Below are 16,989 nucleotides of genomic sequence, written 5' to 3'. Positions count from 1 at the left end.
GTCGCCCTTACACATAACTTGATTGACTCAACACTTTCGGCTACTGATTGTAGAAAAAAGATTAATTACGTTTCTACACTTAAAAAAGTTCTGGAGATTCACCCTTGAAGACGCTTATTCATCCAACTGCTGTAATTCATCCTAAATCCGAACTCCATCCTACAGTACAAGTCGGTGCCTATGCTGTGATTGGAGCTCATGTTAAAGTCGGACTGGAAACAATTATTGGCGCTCATGTAGTGCTAGAAGGCCCTTGTGAAATTGGGGCGCGAAATCAAATTTTTCCAGGCGCAGCTATAGGCATGGAACCACAGGATCTGAAGTTTGTCGGAGAACCGACTTGGGTCAAAATTGGCGACAATAACTTGATTCGTGAGTATGTCACTATTAACCGCGCGACTGGTGCTGGCGAAGCTACGGTGATTGGCAACAATAACCTATTAATGGCTTATGTCCACGTCGCTCATAACTGCATAATTGAAGACAACGTAATTATTCCGAACTCAGTAGCTTTGGCAGGTCATGTCCATATAGAGTCACGGGCCCGACTGGGTGGAGTTTTAGGAGTACATCAATTTGTCCGCATTGGTCAACACGCAATGGTCGGGGGTATGGCACGTATTGACCGGGATGTGCCTCCTTATATGTTGGTGGAGGGTAATCCAGCGCGGGTCAGAACCTTGAATTTAGTCGGACTAAAACGTTCTGGCATGAATTCAGCAGATTTGCAAGTTTTGAAAAAAGCATTTCGGATTCTCTATCGATCTGGTTTAAGTTTTAAGGATGCTTTGGAACAGCTGGAACAATTGGGAGAAACGGAACAATTGCAATCCTTGCGTCGTTTTTTACTGCTTTCTCAAATGCCTGGAAGACGTGGTTTAATTCCGGGAAGGAAAAAGTTAGGCGTAAGTGATGAGTCTTAAAATTAGGTGTGTAGAGACGCGATTAATCCTGTCTCTACAAAAGGGTTTAAATTTTAATTTTTACTAGTTATCAAATGCGGATATTTATCAGCACTGGCGAGGTATCTGGCGATTTGCAAGGTTCATTGCTGATTACAGCGATCCAGCGTCAAGCTGCTGAGGCTGGTTTGCAAGTAGAAATTGTGGCGCTGGGTGGGGAAAAAATGGCAGCAGCTGGAGCCACAATTTTGGGGAAGACTAGTGGTATTGGCTCAATGGGTCTGATAGAGTCTTTGCCTTATATTTTCCCTACTCTTCAGGTACAACGACGAGCGATCGCTTTTCTTAAAGAAAATCCCCCTGATTTAGTGGTATTGATTGATTATATGGGGCCAAACTTGGGGATTGGCACTTATATGCAAAAGCATTTACCACAACTACCAGTGGTATATTACATCGCTCCCCAAGAGTGGGCTTGGTCAATGGGTTTGCGTAATACATCCCGAATTGTCGGCTTTACAGATAAACTCTTGGCTATCTTTCCCGAAGAAGCCCGTTATTTTCGCGAGAATGGCGCACAAGTTAACTGGGTGGGACATCCTTTAATTGACCGGATGCAAGATGCACCTAGTCGCGAATTAGCCCGCACTCAATTGCAAATTCCACCAGAGCAAAAGGCGATCGCACTACTTCCCGCTTCTCGTCGTCAAGAATTAAAATATCTTTTACCAGTTATTTTTCAAGCTGCTCAAACTATTCAAGCTAAATTACCAGAAGCTCATTTTTGGATTCCCCTGTCCCTAGACGCTTACAGAGAGACAATTGCAGCCGCAATTCAAAGTTATGGTTTACAAGCGACAATTTTATCTGGTCAACAAAAAGAACTATTTGCCGCAGCTGATTTTGCCATCACTAAATCTGGTACAGTCAATCTGGAATTGGCTTTATTAAATGTGCCGCAAGTTGTGGTTTATCGTCTCAATCCCATTACTGTTTGGATTGCGCGGAAAATTTTGAGAGGGTCGATAGTTTTTGCTTCGCCACCTAATTTAGTGGTAATGAAACCCATTGTGCCAGAATTATTACAAGAGCAAGCCACAGCAGAAAATATTGTACAAGCATCGATGGAATTACTGCTAAATCCTGAGCGTCGAGCGCAAACTTTGGCAGATTATGCCGAAATGCGGCAACTTTTGGGTGAAGTGGGAGTATGCGATCGCGCTGCACAAGAAATTTTGCAAATGCTACCAGATATTGGGGAAGAGAAAAGATAGTCAGGTAGATGAAAGAACAACGGCCAATTGCTGTCGATTTATTTGCTGGTGCTGGTGGGATGACCCTGGGCTTTGAACAAGCGGGCTTTGATGTAATTGCATCTGTGGAAATTGACCCGATTCACTGTGCAACACATGAGTTTAATTTCCCTTTCTGCTCAATATTATGTAAAAGCGTTGAGGACACCACAGCGAAAGAGATTCGGAATCGGTCTAAAATTGGCGATCGCGAAATTGATGTGGTAATTTGTGGCTCACCATGTCAAGGCTTTTCTATAATGGGTAAACGAGTCTTTGATGACCCACGAAATTCTTTAGTATTTCACTTTCATCGGCTGGTTTTAGAACTCAAACCCAAATTTTTTGTCATGGAAAATGTTCGGGGAATTACAGTTGGAGAACATAAAAAAATTCTTGCAGCTTTGATTAGTGAGTTTAACAAACATGGCTATCAAGTAGAAGAAAATTATCAAGTTCTCAACGCTGCTGATTATGGTGTTCCTCAGTCCCGTGAAAGATTATTTTTGATTGGAGCTAGAAAGGATTTAGACTTACCAAAATACCCCCAACCGATTACTCAACCAGCGTTATCAAAGAGTTCTCAACAAAAACATTTATCTCCTCTTCCCCATAGTCCAACAGTATGGGAAGCTATCGGAGATTTACCAGAAGTAGAACAATACTCAGAATTACTCGAAACAGATTGTGTATTAGCAGAGTATGGCCAGCCTAGTAATTATGCTCTTGTACTTCGTGGTATCAACAGTTTAGCAGATGATTATTCAAGCGATCGCACCTTTGATTTGAGCATTCTTTCTTCTAGTCTCCGAACAAAGCACTCAGCCGCAACAATGAAACGCTTTGCTGACACTAACCAGGGAGAGCGAGAGCCAATTAGTCGTTTCCATAAATTGCATCCTGCTGGCGTATGTAACACTTTAAGAGCAGGTACAGACAAGCATAGAGGTTCTTTCACTTCTCCCAGACCGATTCATCCATTTACACCCCGTTGCATCACAGTTAGAGAAGCGGCGAGGCTACATTCTTACCCCGACTGGTTTAGATTTCATGTCACCAAATGGCACGGATTTCGGCAAGTCGGAAACTCTGTACCACCTCTACTAGCAAAGGCTGTAGCATCTGAGATTATTCGTAATTTGAATATTTTACCTTGCAAACCCCATGATCAATCTAAATTGGGCAATGAGGAGCTACTAAAACTTACTTTGTCGCAAGCAACGGAACATTATATTAATTCGTAATTCGTAATTCGTAATTCGTAATTTGTAATTTGTAATTTGTAATTTGTAATTTGTAATTTGTAATTTGTGATTTGTAATTTATATTAAGTCCACGCCCGGAAGAATGTGGTGTCTTCCCAGATATTAGCAGTTTGTTGAGCGATCGCATTTAATTCTTGTTGACTCAAAGGTTGAAAAGCACGAGCTACCTTGACATTATGCTCTAATTGTGTTATGTCTTCAGCCGCAATTACGCAACAATGAACCCCAGGCTGAGACATACTATATCCTAAAGCTTGCTGCATACCTGCCAAACCACCGGGTTTAAACAACCGACCATAAGCCGGGACTTTCATCGCAATTACACCAACGTTTTTTGCTTGCGCTATCGGCATAACTACAGGAAGAAAAGGACGTGGGTGATGTTGATCAGCAGCATTAACAGGAATCAGTGTAGCGTGGAAGGGATAGCGGCGCAGTCCTTCGGCAATTATCTCTGGGTCATGATGTCCGGTAATACCTGCGAAACGGACAAGTTTCTGCTGTATGGCTTCTTCTAAAGCTGTAATTGCACCAGATGGACTAAAGATAGTGTCGAGTTCTGAGGCAAAAGAAACATGATGTAACTGCCACAAATCAAGGTAATCTGTATTCAGACGTTTAAGCGATCGCTCCAATTCTCGCCATGCGCCATCGTAGTCTCTTTTATCAGTCTTACTGGCTAGAAACAGCTTTGCGCGATGGGGTGGCAGCACTTTTCCTAAATAATCTTCACTAGGGCCATAACTAGCAGCCGTATCAAAGTAGCGGATACCCAGTTCCAACGCTTTTTGAATAATAGCCTCAGCATCACGTTCTCTGTCATACCAAGATAACGGCGTTTGTCCAGCACCTCCCAACCCAAATATAGGTAAATTTACTCCAGTGCGTCCTAAAACTCGTTCTGGCATAGTCGCTGTTGGTTTAGCAGCCTGTTGAAAGGCAGTACTTGCAGTAATACCACCAGCTACAGCAACGCTGGTAATTAAAAAACTGCGCCGTGTTTGCTTTTCTATCATGGTTCGCTGCGGCGAAATTGCTTCTTTTATCTTAGCTAAGGAAATTTACTCAGAGACATCTGATTGAATGAATATATGAAAAGCTCACGCAAAGGTGTAAAAATTAGAGTGAGGGTGAAAAAAATTATTCCCCGACAATCAACACTCAAAACTACTGTTGCTTATTTCCACTTGATAAACTACTGGGATTAATATTAATTAAAGGCAACGCACCATTACCACTCATAACTGTGGGAAAACGACCATCCCATTTTTCTATGGCTTGCTTTTGTAATAAATCTGGCGTTAAAGTTAGCCGTTGTAATCTTTGTGCTTCAGCTTGACCTTTGGCGCGGTTGATATCTGCTTGGGCTTCTTGAGTCGCTTTCTGAGCAATAAATTCCGCCTGTTTAGCCTCTTGTTCCGCTATTTGTTTAGATTCAATTGCCTTACTAAACTCTGGAGAAAAAGCAAAATCTACTAAAGAAACATCATCTATGAGAATACCGTAAGATGCTAAACGGTTTTTGAGATGATTATCAATTTCTTCTTTCAATTCCGTTCTTTTAGTGATAACTTCTTCTGCTGTTTTTTTGGCTGTAGCTGCTTTTAGCACTTCAGAAACCGCAGGAGTAATAATTCCATCAATAATAAGTTCTTCATCTCCAATTTGTTGGTAAATTTTATTTACCTGTAGTGGATCAAGATGCCAGTTGATTGCAAGTTCTGTAGTTATTGTTTGCAGGTCTTTAGAAGCTGCATCAGATTTAAAAGTATTTTTTTGAACGCGAACATTGAGTCTTTTAACTGATGTCACTATTGGCATAATAGGATGTAAACCTTCGTCTAACACTTGATCCTGAACCTTACCAAAGTGCATGACTACTCCCCTTTCACCAGCATTAACAATGGCAAAAGGGCGGATCATAATTGCCAAAAATAAGAAAACTACTCCTCCAGCAATATAAAGACCATATTGAAAATTATTCTCCAGGTTTCTGCTCACATTATGCATATTATTTTCCTGAATTATTGATACACCCACAACTGGAATTTTCTCACAAACGACAAAAATTGTAAAATTAATGTCAAAGTTAGATACACATTTACTAATCAAAATTTCGGAAAAGCACCTATTGAACGCCCACTTTAAATATGAAGATTTATCAACATCATCCTTGGCCTCTAACGGTGGAGGAAGCTACAGCTATTCAAGAAAGTTTACGAAACCAGGTCATTCGGTCAGATCAACTAAAACAACCTGTCCAATATGTGGCTGGTGTAGATATGGGTTTTGAGTCCAGTGGAACTATTAGCCGTGCAGCAGTTGTAGTGCTAAGTTTTCCTGATTTGCAAGTTGTAGAAACATCATTAGCGTACCGTCCGACATCATTTCCCTATATTCCCGGTTTTCTCTCATTTCGGGAAATACCAGCCGTACTTGACGCACTAGAAAAGATTCAAATTACACCAGATATTATTTTGTGTGATGGTCAAGGAATCGCCCATCCGCGAAGATTCGGCATAGCTAGTCATCTAGGAGTTATCTTGGGTATGCCAACAATTGGTGTAGCCAAATCATTGCTAATTGGTAAGCATGATCAATTGCCAGACACTAAAGGTAGTTGGCAACCATTAATACATAAAAGTGAAACTATTGGAGCAGTTTTAAGAACCCGTCAAGGAGTAAAACCTGTATATGTTTCCATTGGTCATCAAATCAGCTTAACTACGGCAATTGACTATGTATTAAGCTGTACACCCAAATATCGCCTGCCTGAAACTACACGTATTGCTGATAAATTGGCATCAGCGAGATAAAGTGATTATTGAAGTTTGTGCTAAACACTTGCTTGCTCTGGTTAAATCGTGTTAGGAATCCCACAGAGAGTAATTGAAGTAATTAAGACTTACCTATCCAAGAAAGATGAACGCACTAACTTTACAGTGGCACGATACAGGCCAAGATAGAGTTCAGAACATTTACGAACAACAGCCCAGTAAAAATCCTCATACCGTCCGTATCGGTCGAGATCCCCTGCGGTGTGACATTGTTTTGAGTCACCCGACTGTATCCGGTTTACACGTAGAAATATTTTTTCACAATCAGCAGCAATGCTTTTATATCAGAAATTTGCGATCGCCTAATCCCCCCATGATAGACGGACAGCAATTAGTCCACGGTGAAATGCCTTTAAATGAGGGCAGTATTATTTATTTGGGTCAAGCAAAACTTCAAGTTACTAAGATTGCTATTAACAATATTCCCGCAACAGTTTTAACACCACCACAGCAACCACCAGTACAACTGAGTCATCATCATCCATCCACACCCCCAACACCAGCACAAGGGATTTATGGTTTAGAATGTCCTAAATGTTACAAAGTTTCCCCTGTAGAAAATTTGCAAATTGGCTGCCCTTGGTGTGGTACATCTTTAGCCGCATCAGTAAGCGTATTAGTAGCACCCAATCATTAAAGGAATCGCAGGGGGAAGAGGCGGGGAAGCAGGGGAGAGAATACAGCACTTACCAATAACCAATGACTAATCCACAAATTCAATTAACTTGGGAAGACCCAGCGACGGGGGAAAGGCAAGAACCAACTTTGATTGCGCCTATAGCTTTCGGTCGTGAATTCGCCCGTTTACCTGCTGAACTTCAGGGACAACGTGTGGCGAGGATGTTGCTTAATAGTAATGAAATTTCCCGTTATCATGCTCTCATTGATTGGGAACAAAACCAGCTCGTAGTAATTGACCAAGGCAGCGTTAACGGCGTATTTATTAACGGTCAACGACAAAACCGTGGTTTCCTAGCTAACGGTGATACATTGCAAATTGGCCCCTACATAATAACGGTGATGTTTGGTGTTAACTCCACCAGCCAAGCTACCAGTGCGCCGTCAATGATTCAATTTAATCCCAATACTAATATTCCTGAACCTGGCTTGCCTCCATCTCGTCCAATAACACCTTTAGGAAGTAATTTTCCGCCCCCCACATTTCAGACTGAATTGGTAGCAGTACAAGCACTTCACGCCACAGGTTTACCCGTAGATGAATGCGACTATCTGGCAATTGGGGCGGGATTAGGTAGTTTTATCTGGGTTGATTTGCTGCGAATTAGTGGTATAAGTGCTGACAAAATTGTAGCTTTAGGATTAGACAAAGAACCTTATGCACGTTATAAAAGCCTTTGTCTGAATTCGCAAATTCCCTTACATGAAAGATTGCGATCTAATTCTGATTCTTGTCCTGATAATATTTGGGGTTGGCCTAGTTATGCTTTGCGGGAAGCTGGGCGAGATTTTAGTAAAGGTAGACTCAATTCAGGGTTAAAATATTTATGGCAAGTTTTCGCTGAACCCACTTTTGCCGAAACTTATACACCACGTGCAGGTAATGTCTTCGATTCCATAGACAGGGAAATTAAGCGCATTGGCTGGAATCAAATTTATCGTTATGGGCGAGTGAGGGCAATTCGCAAAACAGATGATGGTAGATATTGTGTAGCCTATTCTCGTGGTCCCGGCAATTATGCTTTTATAGTTAGTCGTTATTTACATTTAGCCACTGGGTATCCCGCAATTCAATTTCTCCCAGATTTACAAGCTTATAGACAAAAATATCAAGATTTTAAGTCTGTTGTCAATGCTTATGAAGCCCACGACCATGTTTATCAGCAACTAGAACAACAGGGTGGGACTGTGTTGATTCGTGGTAGGGGAATTGTGGCTTCGCGGATTATCCAAAGAATTTATGAGGCGAGAAAGCACAATCGTAATATTACAGTTTTGCATTTAATGCGATCGCCTAAACCCCAAGGCAACAAATTTCAAAAAGCCCAGCGACAAGTCAAAAATCATTACGAATTTCAGCCCTTTAACTGGCCTAAAGCTTGTTGGGGTGGCGAACTCCGCGTAATGCTCGAAAAAGCCACCCCTGAAGAACGCCAGCGCTTACTAGCAGACTGGGGCGGTACTACCACCGCCGACCGGCACGACTGGCAACAGATGACAGAGCAAGGACTAAGTGAAGGCTGGTATCAAATAACCTTTGGTGAAGTAAAAGCTGTAGAAAGAGATGCTCAAAATCGTACCATTACCCATATCCAGGAAAAAGGCTTGGGAGAAATGAAATTAGCCGCAGACTTTATTGTTGATGCTACCGGACTAGATGCCAAAGTGGAAGCAAGCCCCTTACTAGAAGATATTGTTAAACATTACAACTTACCCCTAAATCATTTAGGACGCTTCGTTGTCACAAATAACTTTGAGTTACCAGAAATGCGGAATGGTAAAGGACAAATGTATGCAGCTGGGGCAATTACCTTGGGTGGTCCCTATGCAGCCGTTGATAGTTTTCTGGGTTTGCAATATTCGGCGTTAGTCGCCGTTGATGGACTCGCCGCCTCCCGTGCGCCCGGAGTTCATCGTTTAAATATACTAAGTTCTTCTGCACAGTGGTTAAAGTGGGTTTTTAATCAATCTCCATAATTCGTAATTCATGAATGAGCGGATATTTTTTGCCGCTTGTAGGATTAAGGTCAAGGAAGATACGCTTTAATGGTGTAGAAATGTGTAGAATCTTGTAAAGATATAAAATACAGCCTTTAAAATGCAAACATTCGAGCTTTCTTCCTCAATGCAGCTGGTAGAACCACCCAAGCAATGTCAGCCTTTGAAGATTATCGCACTGGGGGATAGCTTAGTTTATGGCTTTGGCGACCCAGAAACAGGCGGTTGGGTTGAGCAACTACGACGGTGTTGGATGTTACCGGATAGTTCCGGTCATGTATTATATAATTTGGGAGTTAGAGGCGATCGCACCCAGCAAGTTGCACAAAGGCTAGAAATTGAATTTCGCCATCGAGGAGAACTACGCAATCGTCTTCCCGATATAATTATCCTCTCCGTCGGTGTCAATGATTCTGCAAGATTAAAACGCCCTAACGGCCGAAATTATACAGATTTTGACCTATTTGAATCAGAAATTAATGCTTTACTAGAACAAGCACAGCAACTATGTCCTGTGTTATTTGTCGGCATGGTTCCCGTTGATGAAGCTAAAATGCCCTTTCTAGATTGCTTTTATTATCATCACGAGGATCAGTACCGTTATAAAGAAGCTACTAAACTTGCGTGCAGTCAACGGCAAATTCCTTATTTAGATATTTTCGATGAATGGATGGCGCGTGATGAATTTTGGCGACTGCAACGCTTAAGTGCAGATGGTCTTCACCCCAACACACTAGGATATCAAACTTTATTAGAAAATGTGATTAATTGGCAACCATTAGCAGCCTATAATGCTAAATTTAATAGTGAGATCAAAGCCTTTTTATAAAAATGAGTAAATAGGTTGCAATCAACTCTTTTACTCAGCACTCAAAACTCAGCACTCAATCATGACACCAACTTTATTTGGGCGTTGGCAAACTCGATTACTTCTACTTATAACTATAGGTGTATTAGTCTCATTACCTTTTGCAACGGGTCTAATTGGCCCTGGTGCAAACTCGGTATATTTCTGGATACTTGGCTATGTCGCTATCTTTGGGTTAATTTGGGATACACTTTATAATTACCTACAAAAATCCCGTTGGGATAGGGACTGGCCGGCTGCATATCAGCTTGGCGCTGGTATTTGGGAATTAGTATTTATTTTCTGTGGGATCAAAGTTTTTGGATTTTTACCCATACCTATACCAAAAGCAGAACTACCATTAGGAGCTTTTTTACTCCACTATACCCTGGTTTGGTTAGCAGTTTTTATTACCTCGCAAAGCCTCATGCGAATTATTTTTCCCCGTTGGCGTTTCCGGGGTGGACAGTGGTTATAATTTTTCCAGTCATTTCTGTTTTTACTGACGAGAAAAAATTAGAATAATTTAATTTTTATTCAGATAAATTAATTAGGGCTTGCTGAATAAATGTAAAACCCAGATAAATCAAAGATTTAAGGCTGATCAACCCGAAAATAGGTGCAAGGCTTCGCCGTGAGCGTCAGTCGAACGGTTTTTGAAAATCATACCATCAAAAGTGTGAATTTTGGGTTGAATAAATCAGAAAATTTGGGGATGATAGATAGCTAAAATTGTTCCCTGTTGCCTGTTCCCTGCCTCCAAGATAAAACTTTTTTAGCAACCCCTAAATAATACTGCCACTCAGATATCTGGCTCCAAATGTCTAGATATGAATGCAGATTTATAAAATGTGCTATATCTGCATTATTTAAGTTTTTTACCTTGAGCTAAACGGTAACGAATAATGTATTGTCCATGAATATTAACGCAATAAGGAACTAGGTAACTAATCGCCGCAGATATCCAGCGATCGCGACTCATTCTACCTTTCCACAAAGCAGTTCCATGATTAATTATAAATAAAATAGAGCCAACTATTAACGCAACTTTCACTGCTGTTTTTACGGATTTTGGCTCAACTAAACTGACGAAATATTCTTTAACAAACTTAGACATCACAAAATTATTGACCTTCACATAACATACTACAGCTATTCTCAATAATTTATTAACTCAACTATCCCCAAATTATTCAAAAACTTGAGGATGTGAGGCTATTGGTTTTGATCAAATTCATTGATTTCAGAAATGATGAATCACAAATTTGATACACTCAATTGTTGCCAATTTACTCCCGTTCGCGTAACGTATCCATAGGACTGACCATCAAAGAATATGATACATAACAGTAATTAATAAAATATGCCTCATGGCTCAAAATCAAAGGAATAAAAACTCATGTCCAAGAGACTAACAATTAGAAAATTTTGTTCAATTCGCTGGTGGCTTTTGGGTTTCTACACAGTAATTTCTCTAGAAACTGGTAGTAGTTTTGCCGCACCAGCAGCCAGATTAGATAATTGGCGCTTTTACCCAGAAAATGTACAACTAGAAATCAACCTTTCAGCCAGCACAACTCCCAAATATTTCTATTTATCGGAACCACCTCGCCTAGTTGTGGATTTGCCAAATACTAGGTTAGGTGAAGTTCCCACCATACAAAATTATCCGGGTGCAATTCCAAGAATTCGTGTTTCCCAATTAAATGATACTGTAACTCGAATTGTTCTGGATTTAATAGCCGGAAGTTTTGTAGATTCCAATCAGGTACAGATGCAACTAGCTTCTCGCCAAAACCCCACGCGCTGGGTATTACGTCCTACGATTACTAGTTATACTCCCCCTACACAACTGGGAAATTTTCAGTCTTTACCCAACCAAGTTCCAAGTAATTATCAACAGTTACCCAGTACCTTTTCTCCCATAAATCCTAACTCACAGCAACCCTTTGTGACTGTACCTCCCTTGAATCCTAGCAACTCGTCTCAACTACCAGATTCTATTCTTCCTCCAGCTAGTTTTCCCCAGCAACCTAGTAATTTAAATAGCATTCCCTCTCAAACCAGTCCTGATTTTTCAGTTCCCACAATGCCAAATTATCAACCTGATGTATCCAATATAAAAGTGATTGAGTTTGGTCAACCTCTTCCCAAACCCAATTATTAAATTTGCACTCAATCCACAATTAAACTAAAATCTATCTGTTTCTTGAGGTTGTGTAACTGCTCCTGGCTGAGATGTAAAGAAGTTTTGAGCTGCCTGATTTTGATAGATACATCTAATATCAGGATTTTCGCTTTCCAAAGTACCAGTAAAGCCAAAGGTGTTGAGGCGATTTTTACATTCTCTGACCTGATTAGATGTCACCAGGTTACGCTGTTCTAAAATGGCCCAGTTATTTTGCCGCAGAACGCACCCAGGACGCATACTTGGTTGACTCACATAGACATTAAACGGGTTGAGAGTCACGAACAGTCTCGCGTCCATTACCATTGCACTAGCTCCATTCTGCACGCAAATCTCAGGGTTTGGCGCTCTATTGTCAATAAATTCACGAGAAGCCACATTTGATGGCGTTAAAGTGGTTGTGGAGCTAAAGGCAATCCCAATACCAATTCCTAATACCAGCACCCCAGCCAAAATGGCGATAGTGGAAATGTTGAACAAAGATGGTTGTGAAGCCGAAGATTTAGAAGTAGTAGCCGATCTACCAGTAGATTTACGTCTCATTTTGCTCTGATCACCTTCATGCCTGAGAAAGTAGGGAGTTAGCTAAACTGTTCTCCCTTTTACAGTATGCCGATTCTTCATTGTAATTGTCTGTAACTTGGGCGATCGCACCTTGCGGAAATTTTAGAGATAGCGATCGCCCAGCTAGATCATTACACAGCTTGATAGCTGGCAGAATATGTATCTTTGAGAGGTTGCCAACGGAAGGCGCGATCGCCTCCTCTCTCAACTACTATTTTGACTCGTGGTTCCAAGCTAGGCAAAGTTGTTAAAAACTCAACTTCCTGATCCGCAAGAATCTGCCCTTCAATAATCCACAACACCAAACCTTTTGACTTTGGTGGCAACTTTTCCAAATGATAAGTAACAATCGGTGGTATGTAATATACATAACCTACCGCCGCACCACTACCAGTGCTTTTTTTACCCAGGTGAGGTGGCCTCACACCATGAACTCCTGTGAGATACGCAGCTACGTCGCCTAATCCCCTAGCAGTAATATGAAGATTGCCATACCCCGCCGCTCGTAATCGACGGCGATATCGACCTTCAAAACCTCCCTCCAGAGGTACGTAAACACCAAGGGAACCAAATTTCTCCAGATCCCGGATTAAAGCGTTGCCAGTGGTAATCAGTGCCATAAATTTTCTTTCGTCCTATCCCACTTAGATATCTCTATTATTCACCCTGAACCAAGATTAGGTTCAAGTATTAAGGCAAGAAAGCCCATCTCATCATCTTTAATTAAAAACTATTTTAAAGATTTATAGACAAATCTCAATAGATGATTTATGATATTGGATTGTGACCTGTGATAGTAAAAACTAAATTATCATTTCTCTGTAGGTTTTCAGATGTGTAGCATCACCAGCCAAAAATAAACTTGGTTCAAAGTTGTCAGAGACTGGTAAACTAGAAAAGCTCTCAGGTTCAATTCAGAGTTTTGGCTGAATAAACGCAGCTAACAAACAACTCTAAACTACATTCACTCCTTTAAGGTTGAAAAACCAGGCAAAATCTTAAACTATAGTTTAAGGTTAAAGTAATGTGTTGAGTGAAATGAAAACTGAGCAGCAATGTTGGTTTATGTAGCATTGCACAAGCCTTAGTTAAAGGATACTGAGTGGTAAAAAACCGCTTAAGTCCCACTACAGCACGGCAGCAGCAAGTTATGGCGAGAAAGCCACCAACAGCACTGCCTCCAGAAAGTGCCTAAGTAATTGCTTGGACGAAAGCATTACTGCACAAAGCGCAAAGCTAAAAAGCATTGCCTTAATTCCAAAAGTTATTTTTTCTGCATGAGAAAAAGCTTGTGGCTGTTCTGGTGACCAAGTGAGTGAAAGTAAACGGATTCACCAAACAGTAAAGACACAAAAATTGTGTCCTAAAAGACATGGTGTAGTAATATTTGCTACCCATTTCCGTTTGTGGAACGTCAGACAGGGAGAGTCGTCCATCCTCAATCGGCACCGATACAAATGTAAAAGTGTCCTCAAGAGTCCGATTCCAACACCAGCAAGTATATAAGGAGAACCAGTTACTGTGTCTGTAGGTATTCTCGGCACCAAACTGGGCATGACCCAAGTCTTTGACGAAGCAGGAGTATCCATTCCTGTCACCGTAGTTCAAGCGGGACCATGCACTGTTACACAAGTTAAAACAAAACAGACCGACGGTTATAGCGCCATTCAACTCGGCTATGGTGAAGTAAAACCCAAGGCGCTGAATAGACCTCTGCTGGGTCACTTGGCAAAATCATCTGCACCAGCTTTGCGTCATTTAAACGAATATCACACAGATAACCCTAGTGATTATGCTTTAGGTCAAGAACTAAAAGCAGATATTTTTACTGAAGGTCAAATTGTCGATGTAGTCGGTACTAGTATTGGTCGTGGTTTTGCGGGCAACCAGAAGCGCAACAACTTCGGCCGTGGTCCAATGTCTCATGGTTCTAAAAACCATAGAGCGCCGGGTTCCATTGGTGCAGGTACAACCCCAGGTCGTGTTTATCCTGGGAAACGGATGGCAGGACGTTTGGGTGGTACTCGCGTGACAATTCGCAAGTTGACAGTGGTACGAGTAGACCTCGAACGCAACTTATTGCTAATTAAAGGAGCCATTCCTGGTAAACCGGGGTCCTTAGTGAATATTCTGCCTGCAAAGAAAGTTGGTAAGTAGTCATTACAAGGCAAAAGACACAAAAGGACAGAACAATGGTTGAAAGCGTAGTAAAAAATTGGCAAGGAGAACAAGTCGGCGAGACGACCTTTGAATTGAGAGTTGCTAAAGAATCAACAGCATCTCATATCGTACATCGAGCCTTGGTTAGACAAATGACCAACTCTCGCCAAGGAACGGCAAGCACAAAAACTCGTTCCGAAGTCAGAGGTGGTGGTCGTAAACCTTGGCGGCAAAAAGGTACTGGTCGCGCTCGTGCAGGGTCTATTCGTTCACCATTGTGGCGTGGTGGTGGTGTAATCTTTGGGCCAAAACCCAGAGACTATAACCTCAAATTAAACCGCAAAGAACGACGTTTAGCACTAAGAACTGCACTAGTTAGTCGTGCCGACGATTTGATTGTAGTAGAAGATTTTAGCAACGAGTTATCTCGCCCCAAAACCAAAGAATTAGTAGCAGCACTAGCTCGTTGGGGAGCAGCACCAGAAAATAAGGCATTGTTAATTTTGCCGGCAATTTCATCTGAAGATAACGTTTATCTGTCAGCCCGCAATATCGAAAACTTAAAGTTAATTGCAGCCGACCAGCTAAATGTTTACGATTTGCTGCACGCTGACAAAATTGTGATCACAGCATCAGCTTTAGCAAAAATTCAGGAGGTCTATAGTGCCTAAGTTTGACCCCCGCAACCTTGCCGACTTAGTGCGTCGCCCCATTGTGACTGAAAAGGCGACCATCCTGATGGAGCAAAATAAATATACTTTTGAAGTGGCTCCCAAGGCCACAAAGCCACAAATAAAAGCGGCAATTGAAGGCCTATTTGCAGTCAAAATCGTCAAAATTAATACCATGATGCCACCACGCAAACAGCGTCGTGTTGGTAAATTCATTGGTTACAAGCCCCAATACAAGCGAGCTATCGTCACTGTAGCCCCTGGGGATGAAGAGAAAATTAGACAAGTTCTATTCCCAGAGGTATAAAGCAAAATGGGTACTCGTTCTTATCGTCCTTATACCCCTAGTACGCGCCAAGTTACTATTTCCGACTTTGCCGAAATTACCAAATCAAAGCCGGAAAAATCTTTAACAGAATACGTACATCGCCCCAAAGGTCGCAACAACCAAGGGCGCATCACTAGCCGTCGTCGGGGTGGTGGACACAAACAAATGTACCGGATCATTGACTTTAAGCGGGATAAACGTAATATCCCAGCCCAAGTCATAGCCATTGAATACGATCCCAACCGGAATGCGCGCATTGCCCTGGTGTTATATCAAGATGGAGAAAAGCGTTACATTCTTCACCCCAATAAGTTGCCAGTGGGTGCAACAATTATTGCTGGGCCTGATTCTCCCTTTGAAGATGGCAACGCTTTGCCACTTTTGAATATTCCCTTGGGTACAAGCGTACACAACGTAGAACTAACACCAGGTAAAGGCGGACAAATTGTCCGGGCTGCTGGTGCTAACGCTCAAGTTGTAGCCAAAGAAGGTAACTATGTCACATTGAAATTACCTTCGGGAGAAGTGCGGATGATTCGGCGGGAATGCTACGCCACCATTGGACAAGTAGGCAACACCGACGCGAGAAACTTGAGTGCTGGTAAAGCCGGGCGTAATCGTTGGAAGGGTCGCCGTCCCAAGGTTAGAGGTAGTGTGATGAACCCCGTGGATCACCCACATGGTGGTGGTGAAGGTAGAGCGCCTATTGGTAGACCAGGCCCTGTAACACCTTGGGGTAAACCTACTTTGGGTGCAAAAACACGCAAACCCAAGAAAGCCAGCAGTAAATTGATTGTGCGTCGCCGCCGCAAATCTTCTAAACGCGGGCGTGGCGGTCGTCAGTCATAGAATTTTAGATTTTAAATTTTGGATTTTAGATTGGGTTAACTTGTGAGTATCCAGAATTTGTGAAACTTGACCAGAAACCTAATTCATTAAAATCCGAAATTCTCAAATTTTTGATTCAAAATCTCAAATCCAAAATCCAAAATCGAATTATGGGTCGTTCTTTAAAAAAAGGGCCTTTTGTGGCCGATCACTTGCTCACCAAGATTGAAAAGCTCAACGCTAAAAACGAAAAGCAAGTGATCAAAACTTGGTCGAGAGCTTCGACAATTTTGCCCTTAATGATAGGTCATACCATCGCTGTTCATAACGGTCGTCAACACGTTCCGGTTTTTGTGAACGAACAAATGGTAGGACACAAGTTGGGAGAGTTCGCCCCCACACGTACCTACAGAGGTCATGGGAAGAGTGAT

19 protein-coding genes are annotated in these 16,989 nt (G+C 41.8%); 14 read left to right on the top strand and 5 right to left on the bottom strand.

Annotated elements, in window-relative coordinates:
* The first annotated feature begins 104 nt into the window (after positions 1-104).
* The 3 genes from lpxA (at position 105) to VB654_RS18140 (ending at position 3,438) form a co-directional block, all read left to right on the top strand.
* Complete coding sequence (gene lpxA / locus VB654_RS18150) at positions 105-923, top strand: acyl-ACP--UDP-N-acetylglucosamine O-acyltransferase (protein WP_323215204.1); 819 nt, start codon at positions 105-107, stop codon at positions 921-923.
* Positions 924-997: 74 nt separating this feature from the next.
* A complete protein-coding gene (gene lpxB, locus VB654_RS18145; RefSeq protein WP_323215203.1) occupies positions 998-2,176 on the top strand; it encodes a lipid-A-disaccharide synthase in 1,179 nt (392 codons plus the stop codon).
* Positions 2,177-2,184: 8 nt separating this feature from the next.
* Positions 2,185-3,438: a DNA cytosine methyltransferase gene (locus VB654_RS18140; RefSeq protein WP_323215202.1), complete on the top strand. Its 1,254-nt coding sequence runs from the start codon at positions 2,185-2,187 to the stop codon at positions 3,436-3,438.
* 83 nt (positions 3,439-3,521) lie between these two features.
* Here the strand turns inward: VB654_RS18140 and VB654_RS18135 are convergent, their stop codons facing one another.
* Together VB654_RS18135 and VB654_RS18130 are read right to left on the bottom strand one after the other, a co-directional pair.
* Positions 3,522-4,475, bottom strand: coding sequence for an aldo/keto reductase (locus VB654_RS18135; RefSeq protein ID WP_323215201.1), 954 nt, complete (start codon positions 4,473-4,475; stop codon positions 3,522-3,524).
* Positions 4,476-4,626: 151 nt separating this feature from the next.
* Complete coding sequence (locus tag VB654_RS18130; RefSeq protein WP_323215200.1) at positions 4,627-5,469, bottom strand: prohibitin family protein; 843 nt, start codon at positions 5,467-5,469, stop codon at positions 4,627-4,629.
* A 140-nt stretch (positions 5,470-5,609) separates the two neighbouring features.
* On the opposite strand from VB654_RS18130, the gene nfi reads away from it, so the two are divergent.
* From nfi to VB654_RS18105, 5 genes are all read left to right on the top strand, one after another.
* Positions 5,610-6,275, top strand: coding sequence for a deoxyribonuclease V (gene nfi / locus VB654_RS18125; protein ID WP_323215199.1), 666 nt, complete (start codon positions 5,610-5,612; stop codon positions 6,273-6,275).
* Between the two features lie 106 nt (positions 6,276-6,381).
* The gene (locus VB654_RS18120) at positions 6,382-6,933 is read left to right on the top strand and encodes an FHA domain-containing protein (RefSeq protein WP_323215198.1); all 552 of its coding nucleotides are present in this window, start codon (positions 6,382-6,384) and stop codon (positions 6,931-6,933) included.
* Between the two features lie 62 nt (positions 6,934-6,995).
* On the top strand, positions 6,996-8,951 hold the full coding sequence (locus VB654_RS18115) for an FHA domain-containing protein (RefSeq protein WP_323215197.1): 1,956 nt from the start codon (positions 6,996-6,998) through the stop codon (positions 8,949-8,951).
* Positions 8,952-9,099: 148 nt separating this feature from the next.
* Entirely contained in the window at positions 9,100-9,801 is a 702-nt protein-coding gene (locus VB654_RS18110) for a GDSL-type esterase/lipase family protein (RefSeq protein ID WP_323215196.1), read from the top strand.
* A 61-nt stretch (positions 9,802-9,862) separates the two neighbouring features.
* On the top strand, positions 9,863-10,297 hold the full coding sequence (locus VB654_RS18105; protein WP_323215195.1) for a hypothetical protein: 435 nt from the start codon (positions 9,863-9,865) through the stop codon (positions 10,295-10,297).
* A 387-nt stretch (positions 10,298-10,684) separates the two neighbouring features.
* Here VB654_RS18105 and nrtS read toward each other — a convergent pair whose 3' ends face one another.
* Positions 10,685-10,936: a nitrate/nitrite transporter NrtS gene (nrtS, locus tag VB654_RS18100; RefSeq protein ID WP_323215194.1), complete on the bottom strand. Its 252-nt coding sequence runs from the start codon at positions 10,934-10,936 to the stop codon at positions 10,685-10,687.
* A 282-nt stretch (positions 10,937-11,218) separates the two neighbouring features.
* On the opposite strand from nrtS, the gene VB654_RS18095 reads away from it, so the two are divergent.
* Complete coding sequence (locus VB654_RS18095; RefSeq protein ID WP_323215193.1) at positions 11,219-11,986, top strand: AMIN domain-containing protein; 768 nt, start codon at positions 11,219-11,221, stop codon at positions 11,984-11,986.
* Between the two features lie 24 nt (positions 11,987-12,010).
* Here the strand turns inward: VB654_RS18095 and VB654_RS18090 are convergent, their stop codons facing one another.
* The gene (locus VB654_RS18090) at positions 12,011-12,550 is read right to left on the bottom strand and encodes a DUF3172 domain-containing protein (protein ID WP_323215192.1); all 540 of its coding nucleotides are present in this window, start codon (positions 12,548-12,550) and stop codon (positions 12,011-12,013) included.
* A 152-nt stretch (positions 12,551-12,702) separates the two neighbouring features.
* Positions 12,703-13,191, bottom strand: a complete 489-nt coding sequence (locus VB654_RS18085; RefSeq protein ID WP_323215191.1) for an NAD(P)H-quinone oxidoreductase subunit N — start codon at positions 13,189-13,191, stop codon at positions 12,703-12,705.
* Positions 13,192-14,092: 901 nt separating this feature from the next.
* On the opposite strand from VB654_RS18085, the gene rplC reads away from it, so the two are divergent.
* The 5 genes from rplC to rpsS all read left to right on the top strand — a co-directional run.
* The gene (rplC, locus tag VB654_RS18080) at positions 14,093-14,728 is read left to right on the top strand and encodes a 50S ribosomal protein L3 (protein WP_323215190.1); all 636 of its coding nucleotides are present in this window, start codon (positions 14,093-14,095) and stop codon (positions 14,726-14,728) included.
* Positions 14,729-14,763: 35 nt separating this feature from the next.
* The gene (rplD, locus tag VB654_RS18075; protein ID WP_323215189.1) at positions 14,764-15,402 is read left to right on the top strand and encodes a 50S ribosomal protein L4; all 639 of its coding nucleotides are present in this window, start codon (positions 14,764-14,766) and stop codon (positions 15,400-15,402) included.
* Entirely contained in the window at positions 15,395-15,709 is a 315-nt protein-coding gene (locus VB654_RS18070; RefSeq protein WP_323215188.1) for a 50S ribosomal protein L23, read from the top strand. The genes rplD and VB654_RS18070 overlap by 8 nt, the downstream gene beginning before the upstream one ends.
* 6 nt (positions 15,710-15,715) lie before the next feature.
* Positions 15,716-16,579, top strand: coding sequence for a 50S ribosomal protein L2 (gene rplB, locus VB654_RS18065; RefSeq protein ID WP_323215187.1), 864 nt, complete (start codon positions 15,716-15,718; stop codon positions 16,577-16,579).
* A 149-nt stretch (positions 16,580-16,728) separates the two neighbouring features.
* The coding region (gene rpsS / locus VB654_RS18060; RefSeq protein ID WP_323215220.1) for a 30S ribosomal protein S19 at positions 16,729-16,989 on the top strand (261 nt) is incomplete at its 3' end.

The organism is Nodularia sp. UHCC 0506 (assembly GCF_034931045.1).
In the GTDB taxonomy this organism is placed as follows: Bacteria; Cyanobacteriota; Cyanobacteriia; order Cyanobacteriales; family Nostocaceae; genus Nodularia.
Note: the sequence above shows the minus strand (reverse complement) of the source record. Positions and strands in the feature narration are given on the sequence as shown.